A 21,702-nucleotide genomic window follows, 5' to 3' on the forward strand; every position below is an offset into this window, starting at 1 on the left:
GTCCAGCAAGAGAAAGGCTTTCTGTAATTACTGTTGTTTATTATGTTGAGTTTTTTGTTATGAGTATGAAAAAAAAATTATATTATGCTTTAGCTTTTGTATTTGTTAGCAGTTTTTTCATTATAATAACCACTCTTGTTAATTGGGGGCAAAATAGGAGTGATGCTAAAGCCAAACTGGTTACTCAGACCTCTCTCCAAGATAGTTCGGTGCCTTTGATTTTTACGGGGCGTAGAGAACTTAATGGTTTTAAAGGTTATCGTCATTATCGGCGTGGTTATCGTAAATACAGTGATAATTGGTGGTATCCTGAAGTGGCATTTATTACATCACCGCACTTAAGCACAAAAGGCGCATCATTAAAAGTTGTACCAGATGCTAAAAAAGTGTTTTTAACTTATTCTTCGGAAAAATTAGAAAAAAAAGAGCCATGGATGCTTAAACAACATATTGAATCTTGCCTTGCGCGTTATCGCTCTTATAATAAAAATGATAATAGTTTTCAGCCTTTTCATGGGGGGCGTAAGCAGTGTTTATCACGCTTTTTTAAAGGATAGAAATTATTAAATAAAATTTTAATTGCTTCTTGTCGTGGGCGTTATTGTTCTTAAAATAAAGAGAAGACTTGTGTGGTGCGCAGTATTTTCATGCCAGCATTGTTTTTTTTAAAATTTTAAATGCTTTTAAGTTTTATTAAATCTTATTATCATTAAGTGTGGAATGGGGGGTGAGAATATAAGTTTTTGTCGATGACAAAATATTAAGGCAAAATGGAGTTTAAAGAATGACAACACGGGAAGCAATGTTGGTATTGCTCGTTTTGCTTCCCTTTGGTGGAAGTGCTGTCATTGGCTTTTTTCGTTCGACAGCAAAAAATAATGAAGCCTGGTTTGCTGGGATTGTCGCGCTTTTCTGTCTTATTTTTACAATAATGCTTTATCCGGAAGTTCGCGGAAACCACATAGTGCGTTTAGATATTTCTTGGCTTCCAGAATGGGGAAGCGATTTGATTCTTCGTATAGATGGTTTATCGTGGCTTTTTTGCTTGCTCATTACAGGGATTGGGCTGCTTGTTGTCATTTATTCACGTTATTACATGGATCCAGCGGATTCTGTACCTCGTTTTTTTTCCTTTTTTTTGGCTTTTATGGGATCAATGATAGGAATAGTTTTATCAGGTAATCTCGTCTTTTTGGTTGTTTTCTGGGAACTCACTAGTATTTTTTCTTTTTTGTTGATCGGCTATTGGTACCATAATGCAAGTGCGCGTGAGGGTGCGCGTATGGCTCTAACGATCACAGGTTTTGGCGGCTTTGCCCTTTTTATTGGAGTTTTATTGATTGGGTATACTGTTGGCAGTTTTGATTTGGATAAGGTGCTACAGTCTGGAGATATGATCCGGTCAAGTTCTCTTTATAGTCCTATCCTTATTTGTATTTTATTGGGAGGGTTAACAAAAAGCGCGCAATTTCCCTTTCATTTTTGGCTACCCAACGCGATGGCTGCTCCAACCCCCGTATCGGCTTATTTGCATTCGGCAACAATGGTAAAAGCGGGATTGTTTTTGCTTGTTCGTTTATGGCCTGTGCTCTCTGGAACAGAATCTTGGTTTTGGCTGGTTGGCTTTTCAGGACTCTCGACATTGCTGCTAGGTGCCTATTTTTCCATGTTTCAGCAAGACTTAAAAGGACTGCTTGCTTACTCGACTATTAGTCATCTTGGATTAATTACAACGCTTTTAAGTCTTGGTAGTCCACTTGCATGTGTTGCGGCGATCTTTCATATGGCCAATCATGCTACTTTTAAGGCTTCTTTATTTATGGCTGCTGGCATTATTGATCATGAGACAGGAACACGTGATATGCGTAAACTGTCAGGGCTTTATCGTTCTATGCCTATTACAGCAACTCTTGCTTTAGTTGCGAGTGCAGCGATGGCTGGGGTTCCTTTGTTGAATGGTTTTTTATCGAAAGAGATGTTTTTTGCTGAAGCTGTTGAAACGCATATGGAATCATGGCTCGATTGGATTGCGCCTTATGTGGCAACGCTAGCTAGTCTGTTTAGTGTGACTTATTCTATACGCTTTATTCACGGTGTTTTTTTAGGACCAAAGCCTGACAATTTACCCAAGACTCCCCATGAACCACCGCATTTTATGCGTTTACCAATGGAGCTTTTGGTGTTTATTTGTTTAGCGGTTGGTATTTTCCCTAATTTAACAATAGGGCCTATTTTAGATAATGCGGTCGTGTCTGTTTTAGGACCAATGACAATTCCTTATAGTTTGGCTGTTTGGCATGGGTTTAACACTCCATTAGTGATGAGTTTTGTTGCATTATTAGGGGGCGGATTGCTCTATGCTGTCGGGCATCGTTATTTTTTATCCTGTGATGATGGGGCTCCTTTTTTCCGTCACTTAAAAGGACCGCGTATTTTTGAACGCATTCTCGTAATTATTTCTTGGAAATGGGCCCGTGCGGTGGAATCTGCTTTGTCAACACGCCGTTTGCAGATCCAGTTGCATTGGATTTTTTGGGTCTGTTTTGCATTTGTTGGTCTTTTACTTTGGTGCGATGGTTTCATTCCAGTGGGGACATTACCGCTTTTTCCACTTGATATTCCTTTTCTCGCTCTTTGGCTGGTTGGCGGATTATGTGCGCTTTTAGTTGCTTGGCGAGCAAAGTTTCATCGTCTTGCTTCACTTATGCTTTTAGGGGGAGCTGGCTTGATGACTTGTGCAACCTTTTTATGGCTTTCTGCTCCTGATTTAGCAATAACACAATTGGTTGTTGAGGTTGTTACAGTCGTTTTATTATTGCTTGGTTTACGGTGGTTGCCTAAACGTTTGCATGATCCTGGGCCAGCTGCTGTTCATTTTTGGATTCGTTTGCGTCGTTTCCGTGATTTCATCATATCCCTTGTAGGAGGTGCTGGTGTAGCATGGCTTTCTTTTGCAGTGATGACACGTCCTCAAGGTACAACGATTTCTGATTTTTTTCTAACGCATGCTTACTCAGATGCTGGTGGTCGCAATGTTGTGAATGTGTTGTTGGTTGATTTCCGTGGTTTTGATACCATGGGAGAAATTGTGGTTTTGGGTGTTGTTTCCCTTACTGTTTTTGCCCTCTTACGACGTTTTCGTCCTGCGCCTGAGAGTATTGATGCGCCTTTTCAACAACGTATCCAGAAAGCCTTTGATATAGCACAGCCTAATCGAAATGTGGGAGATACAGTATTAAATTATTTAGCTGTTCCTGCTGTTATTATGGGTTGGCTCTTTCCGATTATTATTGCTTTTGCTATTTATTTATTCATGCGAGGGCATGATCTGCCAGGAGGTGGATTTGTCGGTGGTATTACTTTGGCAATAGGGTTTATTTTACAATATCTTGCACGCGATATTCGGTGGGTGGAAACGCATTTGAGAGTTTTACCTTTGCGTTGGATAGGCTTTGGCTTATTGTTGTCAGTTGTAACGGGGATGGGCTCTTGGTTTTTTGGATATCCTTTTTTAACATCCTTTTTTCGATATATTCATCTTCCGTTAATTGGGAAAGTTCCCATGACATCTGCTTTTTTGTTTGATTTTGGTGTACTTTCTCTTGTGTTGGGAGCAACTGTTCTCATTTTAATTGCACTTGCACACCAGTCAATTCGGAGTTACCGAATCGGTAAGAAACCTATTTTAAAAGAGAAGGAAAATTAATGGAAATTGTTCTTTCTTTGGGTATTGGTGTTTTTGTCGGATCAGGTATTTGGCTTGTTTTGCGTCCACGTACTTTTCAAGTCATTCTTGGTTTGTCCTTGATCTCCTATGGTGTTAATCTTTTTATATTTTCAATGAGTAGACCGCGTAGTAATGCTGCTCCAATTGTTGATCCTACCACTGTTATTAATCCAGCTAATTATGTCGATCCTCTCCCACAAGCCTTGGTGTTAACTGCGATTGTGATTGGTTTTGCAACAACAGCTTTATTTTTAGTTATCTTGTTGGTTTCACGTGGTTTAACGGGTTCTGATCACGTTGATGGACGTGAGGTGCAATAATGGAAGTAGGGGTGCATCATCTCCTTATTTTGCCTATTCTTTTGCCGTTAATCACTGGAGCACTTCTTCTTTTTTATGATGAACGTCGTGCAAAACTTAAATCATTCATCAGTCTTTCTTCTGCGGGACTGTTGGTCGTTACTGCCATTTTATTGATTATACGTACTCTTGAAATAGCACCGGCTTGCGATGTTTATCGACTTGGTAATTGGCCGTCTTCTTTTGGAATTGTTTTAGTCCTTGATCGCTTAAGCGCTATGATGCTTTTACTTTCCAGCTTGTTGGTGACTAGCGTGTTGGTTTTTGCGCGGGCTCATTGGTACAAAGCTGGTTCTCATTTTCAGTCACTAATGCAATTTTTTATGGTGGGAATAAATGGTGCTTTTTTGACCGGCGATTTATTTAATTTATTTGTGTTTTTTGAAGTTATGTTAACGGCTTCCTATGGGCTTGCTTTGCATGGTTCTGGTCAGACACGCGTGCGCGCAGGGTTGCATTATGTCGTGGTTAATCTTGTTGCTTCATTATTTTTTTTAGTGGGTATAGCGCTCATTTATGGAGTCGTTGGTACTCTTAATATGGCCGATTTGGCTGTTAAAATAAAATATATATCTTCTACAGATATTGTTTTGTTCGAAATAGGTGTTGCACTTTTAGGTATTGCTTTTTTGCTTAAAGCGGGTATGTGGCCGCTTAATTTTTGGTTGGTGCCAACTTACAGTACAGTAGCAGCACCCGTTGGAGCTTCTTTTGCACTTTTGAGCAAGGTGGGTATTTATATTATTTTACGTTTAACGTTGCTATGGTTTAGTCCTGAAAGTGAATATTTTAACCATTTTGGTCATACGGTTTTGTTTTATGGTGGGCTTGCCACTATGATTGTTGGTTTTATTGGGGTATTGGCGAGTCAAGTTTTGGTGCGTTTGGCAGCTTATAGTGTCCTTGTCTCTTCTGGTACATTGTTGGCCGCGATCGGCATCGGCAATGCAGCACTGACAGCAGGTGCACTTTTTTATATTGTTTCTTCAACTTTAGCACTGGGAGCTTTTTTTCTTTTGGTAGAGTTGGTTGAGCGCTGTCAAGATGTGGCTGCTAATGTTCTTGCTGTCACAATGGAGGTTTATGGCGACGATGAAGAGGAGGAAGAAGATGAAGTTGGCACATATTTCCCTGTAACCTTGGCAATTCTTGGGGCTTGTTTTGGTATCTGTGCCATTTTGATTATTGGATTGCCACCTTTTTCTGGTTTTGTTGCTAAACTTATGATGTTCATGGCAATTTTAAACCATAGTAGAGAGGATTTTTTTGCCTCTCTTCCGGTTTACCAAGATTGGCTTTTTGTAGTTTTTGTCACCCTCTCTGGCTTTGCAGCTTTGATTGCACTGACACGAACGGGTATCCGAACTTTTTGGATTTCTCTTGAAGGTCGCGTTCCCCGTGTGCAGGTGATAGAATTTGCACCTATTGCCGTTCTTCTTGCCTTGTGTTTTCTTATAACAATTGTAGCCAGTCCTGTTAGTCATTATATGTCTGAAACCGCTAAGACTTTGTATGAACCTCAAAACTATATTGGGAGCGTTTTAACGGATTTTTCTATCGAAAATAGGGAGATGAGTAAATGAATCGTTTTTATACTTCCCCTTTTTTCAGTGGTGGCATTGTCCTTATGTGGCTTATTTTAAATGGTTTTAGTTTAGGGCAATTGCTTTTAGGGATTTTAACCGCTTTGTTTTGTGGTTGGATGATACGGCTTCTGGAGCCAGAGAAGGCTGTTATTAAAAGCTGGAGTGCGGTTTTTCGTCTCGTTTTTCGAGTATTTATAGATTCTATATTCTCAAATGTTTCGGTGGCTTGGTTTGTTTTAACAAAAAGGTCTCGAGAGCAGAAATCTGGTTTTATTGTAGTACCTCTTCTGCTTCATAATCGCACTGCTTTGGCTATTTTAGCGTGCATCCTTTCGGCAACCCCTGGAACTGCTTGGGTTGCCTATAATAGTAAAAAGGGTGAACTTTTGCTTCATGTCTTAAATTTAAAAAATGGATATGATTACAAACAGTTGATCAAACAACGGTATGAGCAATTGCTTTTGGAGATTTTTTTATGAGTATGGTGATTCTTTATTGGGGGCTTTTCTTTTCACAGTTTTTTTTAAGTTTAGCGGTGATTTTCGCGCTGTTTCGGTTGATTCGTGGTCCACGGGCACAGGATAGAATTGTTGGTTTGGATGCCCTTTATATAACCACTATTCTTTTGTTTCTTACATTCGATATTCGTTCTGGAACAACCATTTATTTTGTCGCAGCTCTCATTATTGGGTTGTTGGGTCCAGTCTCGAGTATTGCTTTGGCGAAATTTCTCATGCGAGGGGAGATTATTGAATGAAAGATGATGTATCGCTTGTGGTTGCTATTGCTATCACGATTTTCTTAATATTAGGGTCGGGACTGACATTGATCGCAACAATAGGTTTGGTGCGTTTTTCCAATTTTTATAAGCGTTTGCATATGCTTTCAGTATGTACGAGTTGGGGCGTTGGTAGTATTCTTATTTCTTCATTTCTTTATTCAATATTTGTGGACCATTATTTTGTTTTTCATGAAGCGTTGCTGATGTTTTTTTTGTTTTTAACAGCGCCGATAGCTTCTATGTTGCTTTCACATACAGCAGCTTATCGACATCATTCAGAAGAACAGTCAGAAAAACCGCTGGCTCTTTTATTACACCAGACGGAGGAAAAGTTACCCACATCAGAAGGAACATCAAGAGATGAGAGCCAGCGCGGTTCTTGAAATGTAAGAACCTTCCTTATTCTGTGCTTTTTTCTTCTACACAGTGGATGGGCTTTTCTTCTTTTGGATCATTAATAAGATCGTAAAATATGGCTTCATTTTTAGTTATCCACCAAATGTATTGACCACCCACATATTTTCCTCCAGAAGCGGCAATTACATTAGAACCAACGATGCGCTTACCGTTCCATTTTAAATCAACAAGCGCAATATTGCCAGCATTATGATAAGTTGCTTCAACATGCTCTTTGCTTGTTCCCATATCGCATTGATAGGAGACGGTCTCTGTTGTTGGTTCTGGATCATCTGGTACTTTAATGACTAAAGAACTTGCTAATGCATTAATTGAACCGAGGAGGAACACACTTAAAGTAATGAAAAATTGTTTAGTAAAAGAAATTTTTTTCATAATATTTCCCGTGTTATTTAAAATAATAATGTTGACTCATCTTTACAGAGGATAGGTTTTTTTTCTTCTGGATCCTGAGCAAGGTCATAAAGCGTGACTTCTTTGTTCTTCTCCCACCAGATATACTGAGCTCCTGCAAATTTTGCTCCTGTCGCAGCGATGACATTAGCAGCAATGACACGATCACCGTTCCATTTGAAATCAACCAACGAAATATTATCAGCATTAAGATAGACTGCCTCAACGCGCTCTTTACCTGTTTCAGTATCACACTGATAGGTAATGATCTCTGTTTTGGGCTCTGGATTGTCTGGTACTTCAATGATTAAAGAACCAGCTAAGCTATTGTTTGAGCTGAAGAGTGATAAACTTAAAGCGGTGAAAAATCCTAAAATGTGCAAAGTTTTTTTCATGATGCTTCCCTATATTCCTAATATTGTGCACAAAGAATAATTTGACTGATACGATGGTGTCTACGGCAGGATTCGAACCTGCGACCCCAGGATTCATACCACTTCGATTTTCACCGCCAGCCTTATCGGCTGTTTGTGGTCTGGACTGTCTCTTCACCTTGAAGCTTTTGCTCTTTAGGTGCTGCCCGTTCAGTCTCTACACCTTTCTCTCATTTGAAGAGAGACTTGGCTCGGGATTGGCATATAGTCGCCCATGAAGCTTTCCCCGAATTTGAGCAGATTCACTTTGAGGATTTCTCCTCAAAGTGCCCAATTTCTTTAGGAATCCTGTGCTCTATCCTACTGAGCTACGCAGACATCATCATATTTAATCTTTAATAGAAGTATAAAAACGAATCAATTATATTCAATATGAATTAACGAATTTCTGTTAATTTTTGTTCCAAAAAGGATAAAACTGCATCTGGTGAAACATTTTTTGCAATAAATGATTGGCCAAGTCCGCGCGTTAAGATGAAGGTCAAATTATTTTGTAAAACTTTTTTATCTTGGGCAATGAGAGTCATTAAAGTTTCAGCATCTGGTAGACACCCTGGGATATCCTTTAATTGTGTAGGTAATCCTATTGCTTTAAGGTGTGCTTCAATGCGTTGTGTAAGCGTGGGGCTTATTAAATTTAATTGAGCAGAAAATTGATGCGCTAGAATCATTCCAATTGCTACAGCTTCACCGTGAATTAAACGCTTTGAGTCATAAGCGGTTGCTGTTTCAAGCATGTGTCCAAATGTATGGCCGAGATTTAAGAGTGCGCGCTCTCCTGTTTCGTGTTCGTCACGTGCTACAATGGCAGCTTTAAATTGGCATGAGCGGACAATGGCTTCTGTTCGCATAGGGCCATTAGAAAAGACTTCTTGTCCATTTTTTTCAAGCCATTCAAAAAAATCAGGCTGGTTAATGAGTCCATATTTGACCATTTCCGCGTAACCAGCACGAAATTCACGCAGTGATAGGGTATCAAGGACACAGGTGTCAGCAATAACGCATTGCGGTTGAAAAAAAGCACCAATAAGATTTTTGCCATATCGGCTGTTGATGCCCGTTTTTCCACCAACAGAGGAATCAATTTGTGCAAGAAGCGTTGTGGGCATTTGAATGAAGTTCATACCACGGCGGATTATACTTGCCGCAAATCCTGCTAGATCGCCAATGACACCACCGCCAAAAGCAATAACACAGTCGCCTCTTTCTAAACGCGCAGCAAGAATTTGATCGATGACAACTTGCAGGGTTGAAAATGATTTTGATTGTTCTCCCGCTTCTACAATAATAGGGACAGTATGAATTTTATTTTTTGTTAATTCTGCTTGCAATATCTCCAAATGAAGGGAAGCAACATTTGTATCTGTAACAAGTGCAAAGCGCGTTGGATAAGGATCTTTTTTGTTAAGAGCATGTTTAATCTGTGAAGCAGCTTGTGTAATCAGACCCGGACCAATGATGATATCGTAACAGTGTTTGTCCAGTTTAACAGTGACGGTTTTGGTTTGCATGCTGGTTATCCCTATTGTTAATTTCTGTGTATAGGTAGTGCTGTACGGATCGTATAACATTTTGTGCTACGGTATGACGGCTTTCTTTATGACTGTTAATTGTTAAGTTTGCCTTTTCATAGATAGGATAACGCTGTTCCATGAGTTTTTGCATGGTTTCTTTAGGATTGGCTGTTTGAAGCAGGGGACGTGTCGGGTGCTTTGAGACACGTTGCATGAGGATATCAAGATCGACTTTTAGCCATATAGATATACCATTTTTGTGAATGGCTTTTCGGATATTTTCATTTATGTAGGCACCACCACCTGTTGCTAAAATAAGGGGACTTTTTTTCATGAGGTTTAGAATAACACGCTGTTCAAGAGCACGAAATTCGGATTCACCATAAATTTCAAAGAGTTCCGTGATTGTCATTTGTGCAGCTTTTTCAATTTCTTGGTCAGAATCATAAAAGGGTAAACGAAGCATGGTGGCGACGCGTTTTCCGATCACTGATTTGCCTGCCCCCATAAGGCCAACAAGGACAAGTGCTCTTTTATCAAGGGACGATAAGAGCTGATTCTTTATTTGTGTTATGGGGATTCGTTTTGGTCGATTGCTTTTCATAACTTTATTTCGGCATTTATCCATCTTAAAGTCAATTCCTGTTAATCTTTGTGAGGCATTATACGAGATAGAATATTTTTGGGTAGGTTATTGTCTTATGCCAACATTGACTAGATTTTTGATGATTCTTTTCATTTTGTTTTCTGTTTTTTTCATTATAATGGGTGCTCTTGTGGTTTGGGTTGAACCAGTAACTGTGGATATGTACATTGATGTTCCCTTGGATTCATGGAATCTTTCTACGGAAGTGAATCAATGAAATGAAAAGTGGTGCTGTGATAGATCATTTTCTTGAGATGATGAGCGCGGAGAGAGGGGCTTCACCTCATACACTTGCGGCTTATCAGCATGATTTGCAGTGGGCACAAGACGAATTGTCTTCACACTCTGTTTCGCTTTTTTCAGCACAAAAAGAAGATTTAATTACCCTTTTGTCGCTTATGCATACTTTTGGTTTTGCGGCATCATCGCAAGCGCGCCGTTTATCGACTTTGCGTCAGTTTTATCAATTTCTTTATGCTGAAGGGTTGAGAGCAGATGATCCCTCTCATGATATTGATGCACCTCGTCAGGGGCGTCCTTTGCCCAAAATCATGAGTGAAGATGCAGTGATAAAATTGCTTGATTTGGCACAGTTAGAAGTCAATCAAGCAGATTATGGGTCCAAAGAGTATTTCCGTGCACTGCGTCTTCAGCTATTGATTGAAATGCTGTATGCAACGGGATTACGCATCAGTGAGTTGGTGAGTCTGCCGGTTCAGTCTGTTCGAAGGAAGGAGTACAGCGTTTTGGTTCGTGGTAAGGGCAAAAAAGAACGAATGGTGCTGTTATCAAAAAAAGCATGCCAAGTTCTTTCACAGTGGTTAAACTTGCGTGATCAGGGAAAGGGTGCTACGAGTTCTTATCTTTTTCCCGCGCATTCCGAGACAGGATATATTGCTCGTCAAGTCGTTGCGCGGGAGTTGAAAAATCTCGCTAGAAGAGCAGGAATAGAAAGTGATAGCTTTTCTCCCCATGTGTTGCGTCATGCTTTTGCTAGTCATCTTTTGCAAAATGGTGCTGATTTGCGTGCCGTTCAACATTTGTTAGGTCACTCTGATATTGCTACTACTCAGATTTATACCCATGTGTTGGAAGAGGGACTTTATCGTTTAGTCAATGAGCATCATCCACTTGCCGATGAGCAAAAGGCTCGTTAAAGAAAAGGTGATGTTTTTGAAAAAGACTTTATAAAGCAAATTATAAGTGTATAAGTGACACTGAATGAGTTGACACAAATGTATAATTATCTTGATTTTGAAAAACCAGTTGCTGATCTTGATGGGAAAATTCTTGAATTAAAAAAAATTTCTCAGGAAAAAGGCAGTCTTGATATGAGCGATGAGATTGCTCGCCTTGAAACGCGTTCCCAAACAGCCTTGCGCGATATTTATAAAAAATTATCGCCGTGGCAAAAAACGCAAGTTGCTCGTCATCCTAATCGTCCCCATTTTATGGACTATTCTAAACGCCTATTGAGTGACGTTACGCCTTTGGCCGGAGATCGCAAGTTTGCTGAAGATGAGGCTATTCAAGCGGGGTTTGCACGCTTTAAAGGTGAGGCCGTTGCTTATATTGGTCAAGAGAAAGGTTATGACACGCAAACACGTTTGCGCTATAATTTTGGTTCTGCACGTCCAGAAGGCTATCGTAAAGCTGTACGTATTATGGAAATGGCTGATCGTTTTGGTTTGCCACTTCTCACTTTTGTTGATACGGCAGGCGCTTATCCTGGTGTGAGTGCTGAAGAACGGGGGCAGGCAGAAGCAATTGCCCAATCAACAGCTACAACTTTGCGTTTGAAAGTTCCTGTAGTTTCCGTTGTTATTGGAGAAGGCGGTTCTGGAGGGGCGATAGCAATCGCGGCTGCCAATAAAGTTTATATGTTGGAGCACGCAATTTACTCTGTTATTTCACCAGAAGGAGCAGCTTCTATTTTATGGCGTGATCCAGCTCGTGCGAAAGATGCTGCAATGAATATGCGTATTACCGCTCAAGATTTGTATCGCTTAAAGATTATTGATGGCATTATTTCGGAACCTTTAGGGGGAGCACATCGTGGCAAAGAGATTGCCATTGATGCAACGGGTGATGTTATTTCAGAGGCTTTAAAAGCTATGGCTGGAAAAGATGGGGAAGCTCTTAAACAAGAGCGAAGGGAAAAATATCTTCAAATTGGTCGATCTCTAACATAGGTTATTTTTTGTGAGGGGTGTTGGATTGGAGTTTTATTCGATGACATTTAGCAGATTCCTCGCTGTGTGCATGTTGTTTGTAATGGGAATATTGACAGCATGTGAAGGAAGATTACCAGCTTCTATTCGTGCTAAGGTTGAGCAGCCGTTGCCGCAAGAAATCCAGAATAGAATGGCTTTGTACGATATTGATCCTTATGCACCAATTGTAATGCGATTTTTCAAGGAAGAAAATCTTGCTGAAGTTTGGAAACAATCTCGTTCAGGACCTTTTATCTTGGTTGCTCGCTATGGTATTTGCAAATGGTCTGGTAAGCTTGGACCTAAATATAAAGAAGGGGATCTTCAGACACCAGAGGGTTTTTATACTATTAGCGCAAACCAAATGAATCCTTATTCAAAATATTATCTTTCTTTTAATATAGGATTTCCTAACCTTTATGATCAAGAAAATGGTCGCACAGGAAGCAATCTTATGGTGCATGGTTCTTGCTTTTCCGCAGGTTGTTATTCTATGAGTGATAAGAACATGGCTCAGATTTATGCGTTTGCACGGGATGCTTTTAAAGGAGGACAAAGAGAGTTTCAGTTACAGGCTTTTCCTTTCCGCATGACCGAGGATAATATGTCACGTCATAGCAAGGATCCTCATTATCAATTCTGGGTTATGCTTAAGAAAGGTTATGATTTTTTTGAAAAAAATCGTCAACCTCCAACTGTTGAGGTTTATGGAAAACGTTACGTTTTTAATCGCGATATTGATAAAACTTCAGTTTCTCGAATGCCGTGAGTGTTATTGTATTCTATTGCACTGTAACACTATCACTTAATAATGGCGATACAGGATATGCAAAAACTTTGCACATAAGGTGTTTAAGTGAGTAGTCAATATTTTAAAGCGCAGAGTTTTTTCATAGAGCCTTATGTAAGTAAATCAGATGAGGTGGGAAGCCAAGAGGAATTTTCTCAAAGAAGTTGGATTGTTTGCACATCGGCACTGGTGTCAATCTTCGTTTTTAGTGAAGAGTAAGTTAACATAAAATGCACCTCTCTTTTTATTTCTTTCAAAGAGTTTTATTCTTTTATGCTGTAAAATATTGTCTTGTCGTGCTGTTATATAAGATACATTCACATATTTTAAAATGCGATATTGCCTCTGTCTGATTTTGGTTTTTTTCTTAACAGGGATTTTGATTTCAATTAGCTTGAATAAATATAGAGTTGAGCAGAATATTTTAGAACCAAGAATTTGGCCAATCTGTCTGTGAAATGAATCACATGAAGTGGTTTGCAGATGAAGCGCATTTAGAGAGAAAACAATCTGTTTACAGATTGATGGATATTGAAAATTTTTATCATAACAATTTGATTTATAATGATAGTTTATAATTCTTCAGTTTGAATTAGGGACTAAATATCATAAGATCCTTTTATCTTAAAATTTGTTTATGGTGAATCAATCGAAACCATTTTTTGCACGCCATAAAATTGGATTGGCATGTGAATAAAATTTTTAAAGAAAGGAGTACAGATAGTTCTCATGAGTACTCTAAAGTGCCAAGTTTTTTCAAAACATTTTTAACTGGCAAAAGTATGAGGCGATCAGTTTACATATTTATAGAGTAAAGATGGAGAATGGGCCTTATACATTTCATGGAGAATTTTGTATTATATTATTTATGGGTAGCGTCTTGAAATAGGAATAATGCGTATTGAGAGACGATGTTTTTAAACGAGTGCGTGAATTCGTGATACAATGGTATTCTATTTTGTGTGAGGGCGACGATTTTACAGATAAGGGTAATATGTTAGCGCTGGAGTGTTTTAATAGATAGTCATTTTCCGGCATGTGATTTTGTAAGAGAGCTAAAAAGTTTCAATTGTGGTAGTCTATGGGGATTTTGCCGCTCAGTGAAAAGGTACGAATAATTTTATGAGAGGCATTATTGTGCAGAAAGCATTGTTAAAAATGTGTATTTTCTTATTTTTTATTCCATTATGTTAATAAACTTGAATAGAAATATTTATGAAAGTTTTTTATAAATTTATAACATATTGATTATAAAGATAATTTAGTGTTATTCAAGTTAAATTAGAACCCTGAATACCGTAAGATTCCACATTTCAAAGCTGTTGCATGTTGAATAAATTAAAACCATTTGCTTGCACATTACAAGCGAGGATTGCTGCGTGGGTGAAATTGTACAAGAAAGACTAAAATGCTTTTTACAAACCGTTTCAAGTGCCAAAAGCTATTTCAACATTGGGAATTAGCAAAGTGTGTAATGATGTGCCGGTTTGCTCCTTTAAAAACATAAAGATGGTGGTGTCAATGAATTTAATGCTATATCATTGAAGAGGAGAAAAAATTAAAATTTTATTCCTGGAATGACCAGAGGATTTTCTAAGAGAGCTGTTTTGTCTGCAGTATCTATTGCTGGTTTATTAAAAAAAGCATTGAGGAGTTTTTGTATAGCTTCTTTTTCAACACCATCGGCAATGATGACGAAACGTGTTTGTTTTATTCCTTTTGGCCATGCTGGCAATCTTATGGGAGGGTGAAAAAATGTTTGTACGCCATGTAATACGAGTGGGCGATAAGGGTCATCACGCAATGCGATAATTGCTTTAATACGTAATAATTTTGTACCATAACGCTCTTGTAGGAGATCTAAAAAGGCTTCAATTGTGGCGTAATCAACAGGACCCTCACAGTTTAGTGAAAAGGTACGAATGGTTTTATGGGGGGTATGATCATGCGGGGTAGTCGTAAGATTTTGTTTAAGTTTTGTATTTTCTACTTTTTCAGCCCATAATGTGTTATTTATTAATAGATTTGAACAGAAATCTTCAGAATGGGCGTCAATGATTTGTGCTGTAGGATTCATTGTTTTAAGTGTGCTAAGGAGTGTATCTGAAAGCGTTTGTGGGTCTCTAAGATCTGTTTTGGTGAGAATGATTTTATCAGCAAATATTAATTGTTTATATATTTCAGGATAGCGCTCACATATGGAAAGCGGGCTTAATGTATCAAATGTTGCAAGAACAGCATTTATGGACAATGTTTGAATAAACAACGGGTGGCTTAAAAGTATTTGTAAAATAGGGGCGGGATCAGCCATCCCTGTGGTTTCAATGATAATATGATGGAGTTGTTTGATCTGTCCTGTCTGAACGCGATTTATTAAATCAATTAATGTGTCGATGAGATCACTGCGTAAATTGCAGCATAAGCAGCCATTGGCAAGCTCAATAATTCCTTCTGTCGTTTTTTCAACCAGAAGGTGGTCAATACTGATTTCGCCGAATTCATTGATGATAACAGCACATTCTGTTAAAAGAGGGTCTTGTAGCATACGGTTGAGCAAAGTTGTTTTGCCAGAGCCTAAAAAACCTGTAATAAGCGTGAGGGGGATGCGCTTTATTTTCATGTTAATCATCAATCATAGTTTTGTTTTTAAAAAATATATCTCAGTATGTCTAACCAATTTATAATGGTGTCCGTGAGGGATATAATGGTTAATCCCCCATGAAATCCATTGTACCACTATCTTTACGCTTATAAAGGTAGGTGCACGTGGGTATATCATACACTTTTTAGCGTCAATGTTACGATAATTCTTAGTTCTTGAAAGGACTTATAGGAAGAATTTTTATTCTTTGTTTTAATTATTTTATCTACATGTTCATCCACCTTGTGGTGGCAAGAAACTGGTTTTTATTGCTTCAACAAATACAGATTTGAAATGAGAGAATCTTACAATACTTGTGGTTCTGACATAAGGTACAAAATAATTAATTACCATTATAAATCAAAGTATTATAATTAATTTTAGATTATGATTTATGACTTTTTATAGAATGGTTTGCGTGCCTTTTATACGGAATATAGGGTTTTCTTAGTGGTTTTACTGTCATTTTAGGTGTTTGTGGCGTACGAATGAGATGTACTGATAAAGGATGAGAAAAAGAAGGTGGAGCAGTGATAAAAGGTGAGGTGAGAATAATATTTCCTTGATCATCATATGAATTTGCATGCATTTTTATGGCTTCAGGTGTGCATGTTTGTTGTCTCATATTGTTGGCTTGTGTTATGTTGCTCCCATAAGGTTTTAATGTTGCTAGTGTTAATTGGGGGTTTCCTTGGTGCAAAAATCCTGTTTCAAGAAGTTGTGCAGCTTTTTCTTCTCTTTCACTTATGTTGTTAGCACCTAGAATGACAGCAATAATTGTACGTTTATTGCGGGTGGCTGAGGCAACAAGATTAAAACCAGAGGCACAAATAAAGCCTGTTTTCATACCGTCTATCCCATAAAAACGGCCAATGAGGTTGTTTGAGTTATGTTGGATTTTTCGATTATTACCAAAATCAATGGCTGGAATAGAAAAATAATGAGCATATTGTGGAAATTCTCGACGTATTTGAACGGCTAAAAGAGCAATATCGCGTGCCGTGGAGTAGTTTTGAGGATCTGGTAAACCACTTGCGTTCGCAAAATGGGTGCCAAACATGCCTAAACGTTTAGCTTCGCTATTCATTTTACGTACAAAATCTTTCTGTGAACCCGCAATAGCTTCACTCATGGCAATGGCTAAATCATTGGTAGATTTAACCATGGTAATACTTAAGGCTGTATCAAGTGTGAGTACAGAACCAGCTTTATAGCCTGAACGATATGAGGGAGCTTTTGCGGCGTATTCGCTGATGGTGATATGTTTGTTTGGTGAAACTTCCCCTCGGCTCATGGCACGAAAAATAACATAAGCGGTCATTAATTTTGTCAAGGAAGCAGGATACCAACGCTCAAAAGCTTGATTATGTTTTAAGATACGCCTCGTTGTAACATCAACAGAAATAAAAGGCTGCGCTAGAGCAACAGCGCTGGATAAACTCAAAATCACAGAAAAAAATAAATTATAGAAGAGACGTTGCATTAATTTAAATCTAGTTCCCTCTTATTCGTTATTTAGAATTGTTTTAATGTAGCACACAAAGCTTTTAAGTCTAGGATAGGGAGGAAAGATGGTTAATTGCTGTATCCGTTGTGTATGTGGGATAAAAAACAACACTCATTTTTATTTTCCCCTTGAATTTGGTTTGATGACTTAAGTATCTCAAGAAATACTTTTTAAATAATGAAGATTGTACAAGATTTCAGATTCTTGGGGGATTGATGTTTCTCAGGAAGGAACGAATCTGCATAATCATACATTTTTCTTGCTTTCCTATTAGGACAGCCCTTGGTATTTGAGACGGTTCGTAAAAAGTATTTTAATCTTTTCTTGTATCGTTTTATTCACACGAGGTATCCCCGTTTGTAATGTGCAAGAAAATAATTCTAATTGATTCAACCTAGAGTAGATTTGAAATGAGAAAATCTTACGGTATTCAGGGTTCTCATTCAAGTTGAATAACGCTAAAATATCCTTATAAATCAATGAGATGTATGTTATTTAAATGATTTTAAAGAGAGGAAGAATTCTTTTTCAAAAAAATTTACACATTGATTATTTCTTATCATGTACATGTGTTTTATAATTTTGAATTAGAAAGTTTGAAGTATCTTTCTTATATTTTTGTTCCCTATACTCCGCTCAATATACAAAGTGATGCATTATTCTTATCAATCAGTGCATTGTTTCATGATGATTTAGTTTTTGAAGTTTCTGAACAGCGTATGGTGGCATAGGAGGAGGGGTAGGATCTTGAGCTGCTAAGAGAAGCAGTTCATCACACGCTTTTTCAGTTTTTTGGACAAGTTGATCTAGAAAATCACGTTTGCTTAAACCAGCCTCTATCGGGGGAAGAATACGGACACGAATTGTTCCAGGATAGCGGCGAAAATTATTGCGTGGCCAATATAAACCCGCATTATGTGCAATAGGAACAACTTGAAGTCCTAATTCATTATAGAGCGCGACAATTCCTGACTTATAATCTGGTTCTTGACCGGGTTGTCGGCGTGTTCCTTCGGGAAAAATCAAGATTTGGCGCCCTTGTTTTACTTTCTCTTTTGCTTTTTGTATAATCATTTTTAAGGCTTTGATGGGTGTTGTGCGGTTAATGGGGATAATTTGCGTTTTTGCCATATACCAGCCAAACAATGGAATCCACATCAATTCACGTTTTAAAATGAGAGTGGGATCATCAAAATAGGGAACAAGACTGAAAGTTTCCCAAGCCGATTGATGCTTTGGAGCAATGATGTAGGGTCCTTTGGGAAGATTTTCTAAACCTTCAATCTCATAACTTGTGCCTGCGATGTATTTTTGCAAAAAGAGAGTAACGCGCGCCCATGTTTTAGGGACAATCCATGCCTTTTTGCGGGGCATTAAAAAATAAACGGGAGCGTAAAGAATCATTTGTATGAAAGTTGTTGTATAAAAAGCGAACGTAAAAAGAATAGAACGAAGGATAAGCACTACATTTTCCATTTTATATCTATAAGAAGACTTCGTATATAATATAATTCACATGAGAAAACATCTTCTTTATATTTTTTCAAGCATCTATTTTTCGGTAACTCATTTTCCGATATTTAAAAACAGAAGGAAAGAGGTTGATGGAATTACAAAAAGATAAACTTTTTATTCCACGGATTTTATCTATTGCGGGAACAGATCCTTCTGGTGGCGCTGGAATGCAGGCGGATTTGAAGGTTTTTTCAGCTATGAAAACTTATGGTATGAGTGTGGTTACAGCTGTTGTTGCACAAAATACTCAGGGTGTGCGTTCTTTTCAGGCATTAGATGCTTCTTTTGTTGCAGATCAAATTGATTCTGTTTTTGAGGATATCCATGTTGATGCTGTTAAAATTGGTATGGTTGCAAATGCTCAGATTGCACAGGTTATTGCAGAACGTCTTGCTTATCATAAAGCGCGTTTCATTGTTTTTGATCCGGTTATGGTTGCAAAAAGTGGTGATGTTCTTTTAAAGTCTGATGCAATTGAAATTATGCGTGATGTTCTTGTGCCGATGTCAACTTTGATCACGCCCAATTTGCCTGAAGCTGCATTGTTATTGGGATGTGAAGTGCAATGGTCTTTAGAGACTATGTATCAATATGCTCCACGACTCTTGGCGCTAGGGTGTCGTGCAGTTTTGTTAAAAGGGGGACATTTGAATACGCTTACCAGAAATAGTACAGAAAATTACGATTGTTCTAGTCCAGATCTTTATTGTGATTGTGAAAACCTTGTTATACTTGAAGCCTCTCGTCTTTCAACCACTCATGATCATGGGACAGGGTGTACCATTTCTGCTGCCATTGCAGCTCTGTTACCTACCCAACCTTTGGATTGCGCTGTTAAACAAGCAAAAGATTATTTGCATGGCGCTTTAACTGCCTCAGATGCTTTAAAAGTAGGGAAAGGGCGAGGGCCGCTTCATCATTTTTATGCATTATGGAAAGATTAATACAACGATTGATAGTGAAAAATCTTCACTTTATGAATTTGTTTCGTCATTATATGCTGTTTTGGACTTATGACTGATAAGTGTTAGCGCATTGTAGCTTAACAGTTATTTTGTATTAAGAAGGATGAGAAAAAAATGTTATAATTTGTTTCTTTTATATATTTTTTACGATTAATCTATCCTGTTTCAGAGGCAATTTTGAGTATAAAAAAAGAGAGAGAAAGGAATTGTAAAATCAGGATTTGATAGAAAAAAGGATAGAGGGAAAGACCAATATTAAAGCTGTCTGATCCCACTATATTTGCTGTTTCTTATATTGGTGGCAAAACAGGATGAGCCAAAATCGTTATCAAAATTATTGAAGATATCTAACATTTACAGAGTTTTTTGTCGGCATGGATAGGGTTTTCTAAATAGAAATTGATACTTTCTGATGGAATTATCAATGATCTTTCAGGTGATGTGGTAAATTTTTTTCGGATATTACAACGTCATTATCCTTTTTATGGAACTGCTTTATGGAATTATTGGCGTTTCAGATGAGTAGCCATGAGGAGTTTCAATATTTAATACAGCAAGATCTAGAAACTTTCACGCATTTAGAGCGGGTTTTAAGGTTTTTATATTTATAGTGATTAAATTTTAGCGAGAAGATAGTCGATCGTACAATCGGAGTTTCAATAGACCTGTAGCGTATGGTTTAATCTTTTCAAAATTGAATTTTTATTCTGTTGTTTAGCAGATGTTACCATTAAACATTTAAAATGGCCTGATTTTATTGTGCGCTATGACGGTTTCAACACCTTATGTTACCTTATCTTGATTAAAGTTATGTTCCTCATGTAAAATAGAATGCACTTATATTGTTAATTCACATGTTTATTTTAAAGAGATTTCTCTCAAGGTGTGTAACATCCATTTTATAATAATGTTCGTGAATGGTCTAAAGCCTCTATGAAGTGTATAAAACTATTATGCTTCCCATTTTTACGTTTTCAAGGTGAAAGGGGTCCCCCCCTATACTATTTTAGCTCCCAATGTTGCGATAATCTTTGGTATTTCAGAGCGTTCAGAAGAAGAGTTTTTATTCCTTTCTTCAAGTGAATTTTATCGATACGTCAATTTTGCCTGTTATGCGTGAGAAGATGATTGTGAGTGATTTTAATGTATAGAGATTTGAAATGAGATAGTCCTATGATATTTGAGACGCTTGCTCAATATGAATAATTATAAATTATCTTTATAAATCAAGTTGTTAATTTATTTTTGTGTTGAAGATTATTCTGGATAAGAATTTGTTCAAGCAAGAGGATTACCAAATGATGTCCACGCTGTTTGCACAAGTACAAGGGAAAATTTCTTTTGTCTTTCAAATGATGTGCCAGAAATCCCAAAAACTTAATTTACTCTACATAATAGGTGAAAATAGTTTATTTCGTGTAAAAATAATATAATTAGCGTGAGAGATTTCTCATCATCAACTGTGATATAAAAAAGAAACAATACACATAAAGGACCTTTAAATGATCTTTGAAAGTTTTTTTAAGCTCCTTTGGTTATTTTATAAAGCGAAAATTTTTTCTATTAATTAACTAACAGACTAACCATCTAACAAACTATGATGCAACTGTCGTTCTAAATATTTGCTTTCGAGTTCTTCATAATTATCAGTAACAAACAGTAGATTATTGATCATATAAAAAATTTACACTTATTCAACTTAGATTTGTGATAGATATCTTTATTTAAGACAAAGTAAGAAAATAAGAAAATTTGAGTGAGTCATTTAAAACAATTATATTTGTAATGATTTTAGCTTTTCACTATCAGTAGTAAAGGGGATTGGCCAAGCTTCCTTGGTTGTATCGATTGCTTGATCATATTTGAGCTCTGCTGAAAATAATAAATTCTTTTAGTTGATGAGCAAAAAAGAATTCATCACTCAATGATCATGTGTTTATTGGAATAAATTTTAAATTCACCAAAGTTTGTAAAGCCCAATTTTTTATAAATGCCAATTCCCTCGTGAGAGGCTTGCATACCAATAACATGACATTTCTTTCTTTTTAAATGCTCAATAGCAATTTTTGTCATGAATGACCAAACACCTCTTTTCTGAAAATCTGGATTGGTGACAATATCATACACTCCACCAACTCCATCTGCTTTAATACAAAAACATATTGCTACAGGATTGTTATTTATATAACCAACGAACATCTCTACATCAGAGTC

19 protein-coding genes are annotated in these 21,702 nt (G+C 37.5%); 11 read left to right on the forward strand and 8 right to left on the reverse strand.

From position 1 onward, the window contains the following. The first annotated feature begins 59 nt into the window (after window positions 1–59). The 7 genes from ACFILN_RS05850 to mnhG all read left to right on the forward strand — a co-directional run bounded on the left by ACFILN_RS05850 (window position 60) and on the right by mnhG (window position 6,836). Window positions 60–557, forward strand: coding sequence for a BA14K family protein (locus ACFILN_RS05850; RefSeq protein ID WP_375657991.1), 498 nt, complete (start codon window positions 60–62; stop codon window positions 555–557). 227 nt (window positions 558–784) lie between these two features. Further along, complete coding sequence (locus tag ACFILN_RS05855; protein WP_273790151.1) at window positions 785–3,706, forward strand: monovalent cation/H+ antiporter subunit A; 2,922 nt, start codon at window positions 785–787, stop codon at window positions 3,704–3,706. After that, on the forward strand, window positions 3,706–4,047 hold the full coding sequence (locus ACFILN_RS05860; RefSeq protein WP_273790150.1) for a Na+/H+ antiporter subunit C: 342 nt from the start codon (window positions 3,706–3,708) through the stop codon (window positions 4,045–4,047). Before ACFILN_RS05855 ends, ACFILN_RS05860 begins: the two co-directional genes overlap by 1 nt. Continuing rightward, window positions 4,047–5,669: a monovalent cation/H+ antiporter subunit D gene (locus tag ACFILN_RS05865; RefSeq protein ID WP_375671072.1), complete on the forward strand. Its 1,623-nt coding sequence runs from the start codon at window positions 4,047–4,049 to the stop codon at window positions 5,667–5,669. Before ACFILN_RS05860 ends, ACFILN_RS05865 begins: the two co-directional genes overlap by 1 nt. Further along, window positions 5,666–6,151 carry a Na+/H+ antiporter subunit E gene (locus ACFILN_RS05870; protein WP_273790148.1) on the forward strand — a complete coding sequence of 162 codons (486 nt, stop codon included), beginning with the start codon at window positions 5,666–5,668 and terminating at the stop codon, window positions 6,149–6,151. The genes ACFILN_RS05865 and ACFILN_RS05870 overlap by 4 nt, the downstream gene beginning before the upstream one ends. Further along, window positions 6,148–6,429: a K+/H+ antiporter subunit F gene (locus ACFILN_RS05875; protein ID WP_273790147.1), complete on the forward strand. Its 282-nt coding sequence runs from the start codon at window positions 6,148–6,150 to the stop codon at window positions 6,427–6,429. Before ACFILN_RS05870 ends, ACFILN_RS05875 begins: the two co-directional genes overlap by 4 nt. After that, a complete protein-coding gene (gene mnhG, locus ACFILN_RS05880) occupies window positions 6,426–6,836 on the forward strand; it encodes a monovalent cation/H(+) antiporter subunit G (RefSeq protein ID WP_273790146.1) in 411 nt (136 codons plus the stop codon). Before ACFILN_RS05875 ends, mnhG begins: the two co-directional genes overlap by 4 nt. 16 nt (window positions 6,837–6,852) lie before the next feature. Here the strand turns inward: mnhG and ACFILN_RS05885 are convergent, their stop codons facing one another. The 4 genes from ACFILN_RS05885 to ACFILN_RS05900 all read right to left on the reverse strand — a co-directional run bounded on the left by ACFILN_RS05885 (window position 6,853) and on the right by ACFILN_RS05900 (window position 9,815). Then, the gene (locus tag ACFILN_RS05885) at window positions 6,853–7,245 is read right to left on the reverse strand and encodes an MliC family protein (protein ID WP_273790145.1); all 393 of its coding nucleotides are present in this window, start codon (window positions 7,243–7,245) and stop codon (window positions 6,853–6,855) included. 17 nt (window positions 7,246–7,262) lie between these two features. Further along, entirely contained in the window at window positions 7,263–7,658 is a 396-nt protein-coding gene (locus tag ACFILN_RS05890) for an MliC family protein (protein WP_273790144.1), read from the reverse strand. 416 nt (window positions 7,659–8,074) lie between these two features. Next, window positions 8,075–9,208: a 3-dehydroquinate synthase gene (gene aroB, locus ACFILN_RS05895; protein WP_375663341.1), complete on the reverse strand. Its 1,134-nt coding sequence runs from the start codon at window positions 9,206–9,208 to the stop codon at window positions 8,075–8,077. Further along, a complete protein-coding gene (locus tag ACFILN_RS05900; protein WP_375645449.1) occupies window positions 9,183–9,815 on the reverse strand; it encodes a shikimate kinase in 633 nt (210 codons plus the stop codon). The genes aroB and ACFILN_RS05900 overlap by 26 nt, the downstream gene beginning before the upstream one ends. Before the next feature lie 260 nt (window positions 9,816–10,075). Between ACFILN_RS05900 and ACFILN_RS05905 the strand changes: the two genes are divergently transcribed. The 3 genes from ACFILN_RS05905 (at window position 10,076) to ACFILN_RS05915 (ending at window position 12,839) form a co-directional block, all read left to right on the forward strand. Further along, window positions 10,076–11,014 (forward strand): site-specific tyrosine recombinase XerD, encoded by a 939-nt coding sequence (locus ACFILN_RS05905; RefSeq protein WP_273790142.1) that lies wholly within the window; start codon window positions 10,076–10,078, stop codon window positions 11,012–11,014. A gap of 78 nt (window positions 11,015–11,092) precedes the next feature. Then, a complete protein-coding gene (locus tag ACFILN_RS05910; RefSeq protein WP_273790141.1) occupies window positions 11,093–12,049 on the forward strand; it encodes an acetyl-CoA carboxylase carboxyltransferase subunit alpha in 957 nt (318 codons plus the stop codon). A gap of 40 nt (window positions 12,050–12,089) precedes the next feature. Beyond that, a complete protein-coding gene (locus tag ACFILN_RS05915) occupies window positions 12,090–12,839 on the forward strand; it encodes a murein L,D-transpeptidase family protein (protein ID WP_273790140.1) in 750 nt (249 codons plus the stop codon). Between the two features lie 1,579 nt (window positions 12,840–14,418). Here ACFILN_RS05915 and ACFILN_RS05920 read toward each other — a convergent pair. The 3 genes from ACFILN_RS05920 to ACFILN_RS05930 all read right to left on the reverse strand — a co-directional run bounded on the left by ACFILN_RS05920 (window position 14,419) and on the right by ACFILN_RS05930 (window position 18,484). Then, window positions 14,419–15,480, reverse strand: a complete 1,062-nt coding sequence (locus ACFILN_RS05920; protein WP_375659807.1) for a CobW family GTP-binding protein — start codon at window positions 15,478–15,480, stop codon at window positions 14,419–14,421. Window positions 15,481–15,886: 406 nt separating this feature from the next. Then, entirely contained in the window at window positions 15,887–16,984 is a 1,098-nt protein-coding gene (locus ACFILN_RS05925) for a D-alanyl-D-alanine carboxypeptidase family protein (protein WP_375630665.1), read from the reverse strand. A gap of 693 nt (window positions 16,985–17,677) precedes the next feature. Further along, window positions 17,678–18,484, reverse strand: coding sequence for a 1-acyl-sn-glycerol-3-phosphate acyltransferase (locus ACFILN_RS05930; protein ID WP_273790137.1), 807 nt, complete (start codon window positions 18,482–18,484; stop codon window positions 17,678–17,680). 128 nt (window positions 18,485–18,612) lie between these two features. Here ACFILN_RS05930 and thiD point away from each other — a divergent pair, with 128 nt between their 5' ends. Next, complete coding sequence (thiD, locus tag ACFILN_RS05935; protein ID WP_375637303.1) at window positions 18,613–19,467, forward strand: bifunctional hydroxymethylpyrimidine kinase/phosphomethylpyrimidine kinase; 855 nt, start codon at window positions 18,613–18,615, stop codon at window positions 19,465–19,467. A 1,938-nt stretch (window positions 19,468–21,405) separates the two neighbouring features. Here the strand turns inward: thiD and ACFILN_RS05940 are convergent. Beyond that, window positions 21,406–21,687, reverse strand: a complete 282-nt coding sequence (locus ACFILN_RS05940) for a GNAT family N-acetyltransferase (RefSeq protein ID WP_375671073.1) — start codon at window positions 21,685–21,687, stop codon at window positions 21,406–21,408. Window positions 21,688–21,702 lie beyond the last annotated feature (15 nt).

This window comes from Bartonella sp. CL434QHHD (genome assembly GCF_042195145.1).
In the GTDB taxonomy this organism is placed as follows: Bacteria; Pseudomonadota; Alphaproteobacteria; order Rhizobiales; family Rhizobiaceae; genus Bartonella.

Bases quoted from the DNA above. Each gene is read 5' to 3' on its own strand.
- ACFILN_RS05850 (WP_375657991.1), top strand. From the start codon at position 60: ATGAGTATGAAAAAAAAATTATATTATGCTTTAGCTTTTGTATTTGTT.
- ACFILN_RS05915 (WP_273790140.1), top strand. From the start codon at position 12,090: ATGACATTTAGCAGATTCCTCGCTGTGTGCATGTTGTTTGTAATGGGA.
- ACFILN_RS05930 (WP_273790137.1), bottom strand. From the start codon at position 18,484: ATGGAAAATGTAGTGCTTATCCTTCGTTCTATTCTTTTTACGTTCGCT.
- ACFILN_RS05905 (WP_273790142.1), top strand. From the start codon at position 10,076: ATGAAAAGTGGTGCTGTGATAGATCATTTTCTTGAGATGATGAGCGCG.
- aroB (WP_375663341.1), bottom strand. From the start codon at position 9,208: ATGCAAACCAAAACCGTCACTGTTAAACTGGACAAACACTGTTACGAT.
- ACFILN_RS05910 (WP_273790141.1), top strand. From the start codon at position 11,093: ATGTATAATTATCTTGATTTTGAAAAACCAGTTGCTGATCTTGATGGG.
- ACFILN_RS05875 (WP_273790147.1), top strand. From the start codon at position 6,148: ATGAGTATGGTGATTCTTTATTGGGGGCTTTTCTTTTCACAGTTTTTT.
- mnhG (WP_273790146.1), top strand. From the start codon at position 6,426: ATGAAAGATGATGTATCGCTTGTGGTTGCTATTGCTATCACGATTTTC.
- thiD (WP_375637303.1), top strand. From the start codon at position 18,613: ATGGAATTACAAAAAGATAAACTTTTTATTCCACGGATTTTATCTATT.
- ACFILN_RS05920 (WP_375659807.1), bottom strand. From the start codon at position 15,480: ATGAAAATAAAGCGCATCCCCCTCACGCTTATTACAGGTTTTTTAGGC.
- ACFILN_RS05860 (WP_273790150.1), top strand. From the start codon at position 3,706: ATGGAAATTGTTCTTTCTTTGGGTATTGGTGTTTTTGTCGGATCAGGT.
- ACFILN_RS05870 (WP_273790148.1), top strand. From the start codon at position 5,666: ATGAATCGTTTTTATACTTCCCCTTTTTTCAGTGGTGGCATTGTCCTT.
- ACFILN_RS05885 (WP_273790145.1), bottom strand. From the start codon at position 7,245: ATGAAAAAAATTTCTTTTACTAAACAATTTTTCATTACTTTAAGTGTG.
- ACFILN_RS05940 (WP_375671073.1), bottom strand. From the start codon at position 21,687: ATGTTCGTTGGTTATATAAATAACAATCCTGTAGCAATATGTTTTTGT.
- ACFILN_RS05865 (WP_375671072.1), top strand. From the start codon at position 4,047: ATGGAAGTAGGGGTGCATCATCTCCTTATTTTGCCTATTCTTTTGCCG.
- ACFILN_RS05900 (WP_375645449.1), bottom strand. From the start codon at position 9,815: ATGAAAAGCAATCGACCAAAACGAATCCCCATAACACAAATAAAGAAT.
- ACFILN_RS05890 (WP_273790144.1), bottom strand. From the start codon at position 7,658: ATGAAAAAAACTTTGCACATTTTAGGATTTTTCACCGCTTTAAGTTTA.
- ACFILN_RS05855 (WP_273790151.1), top strand. From the start codon at position 785: ATGACAACACGGGAAGCAATGTTGGTATTGCTCGTTTTGCTTCCCTTT.
- ACFILN_RS05925 (WP_375630665.1), bottom strand. From the start codon at position 16,984: ATGCAACGTCTCTTCTATAATTTATTTTTTTCTGTGATTTTGAGTTTA.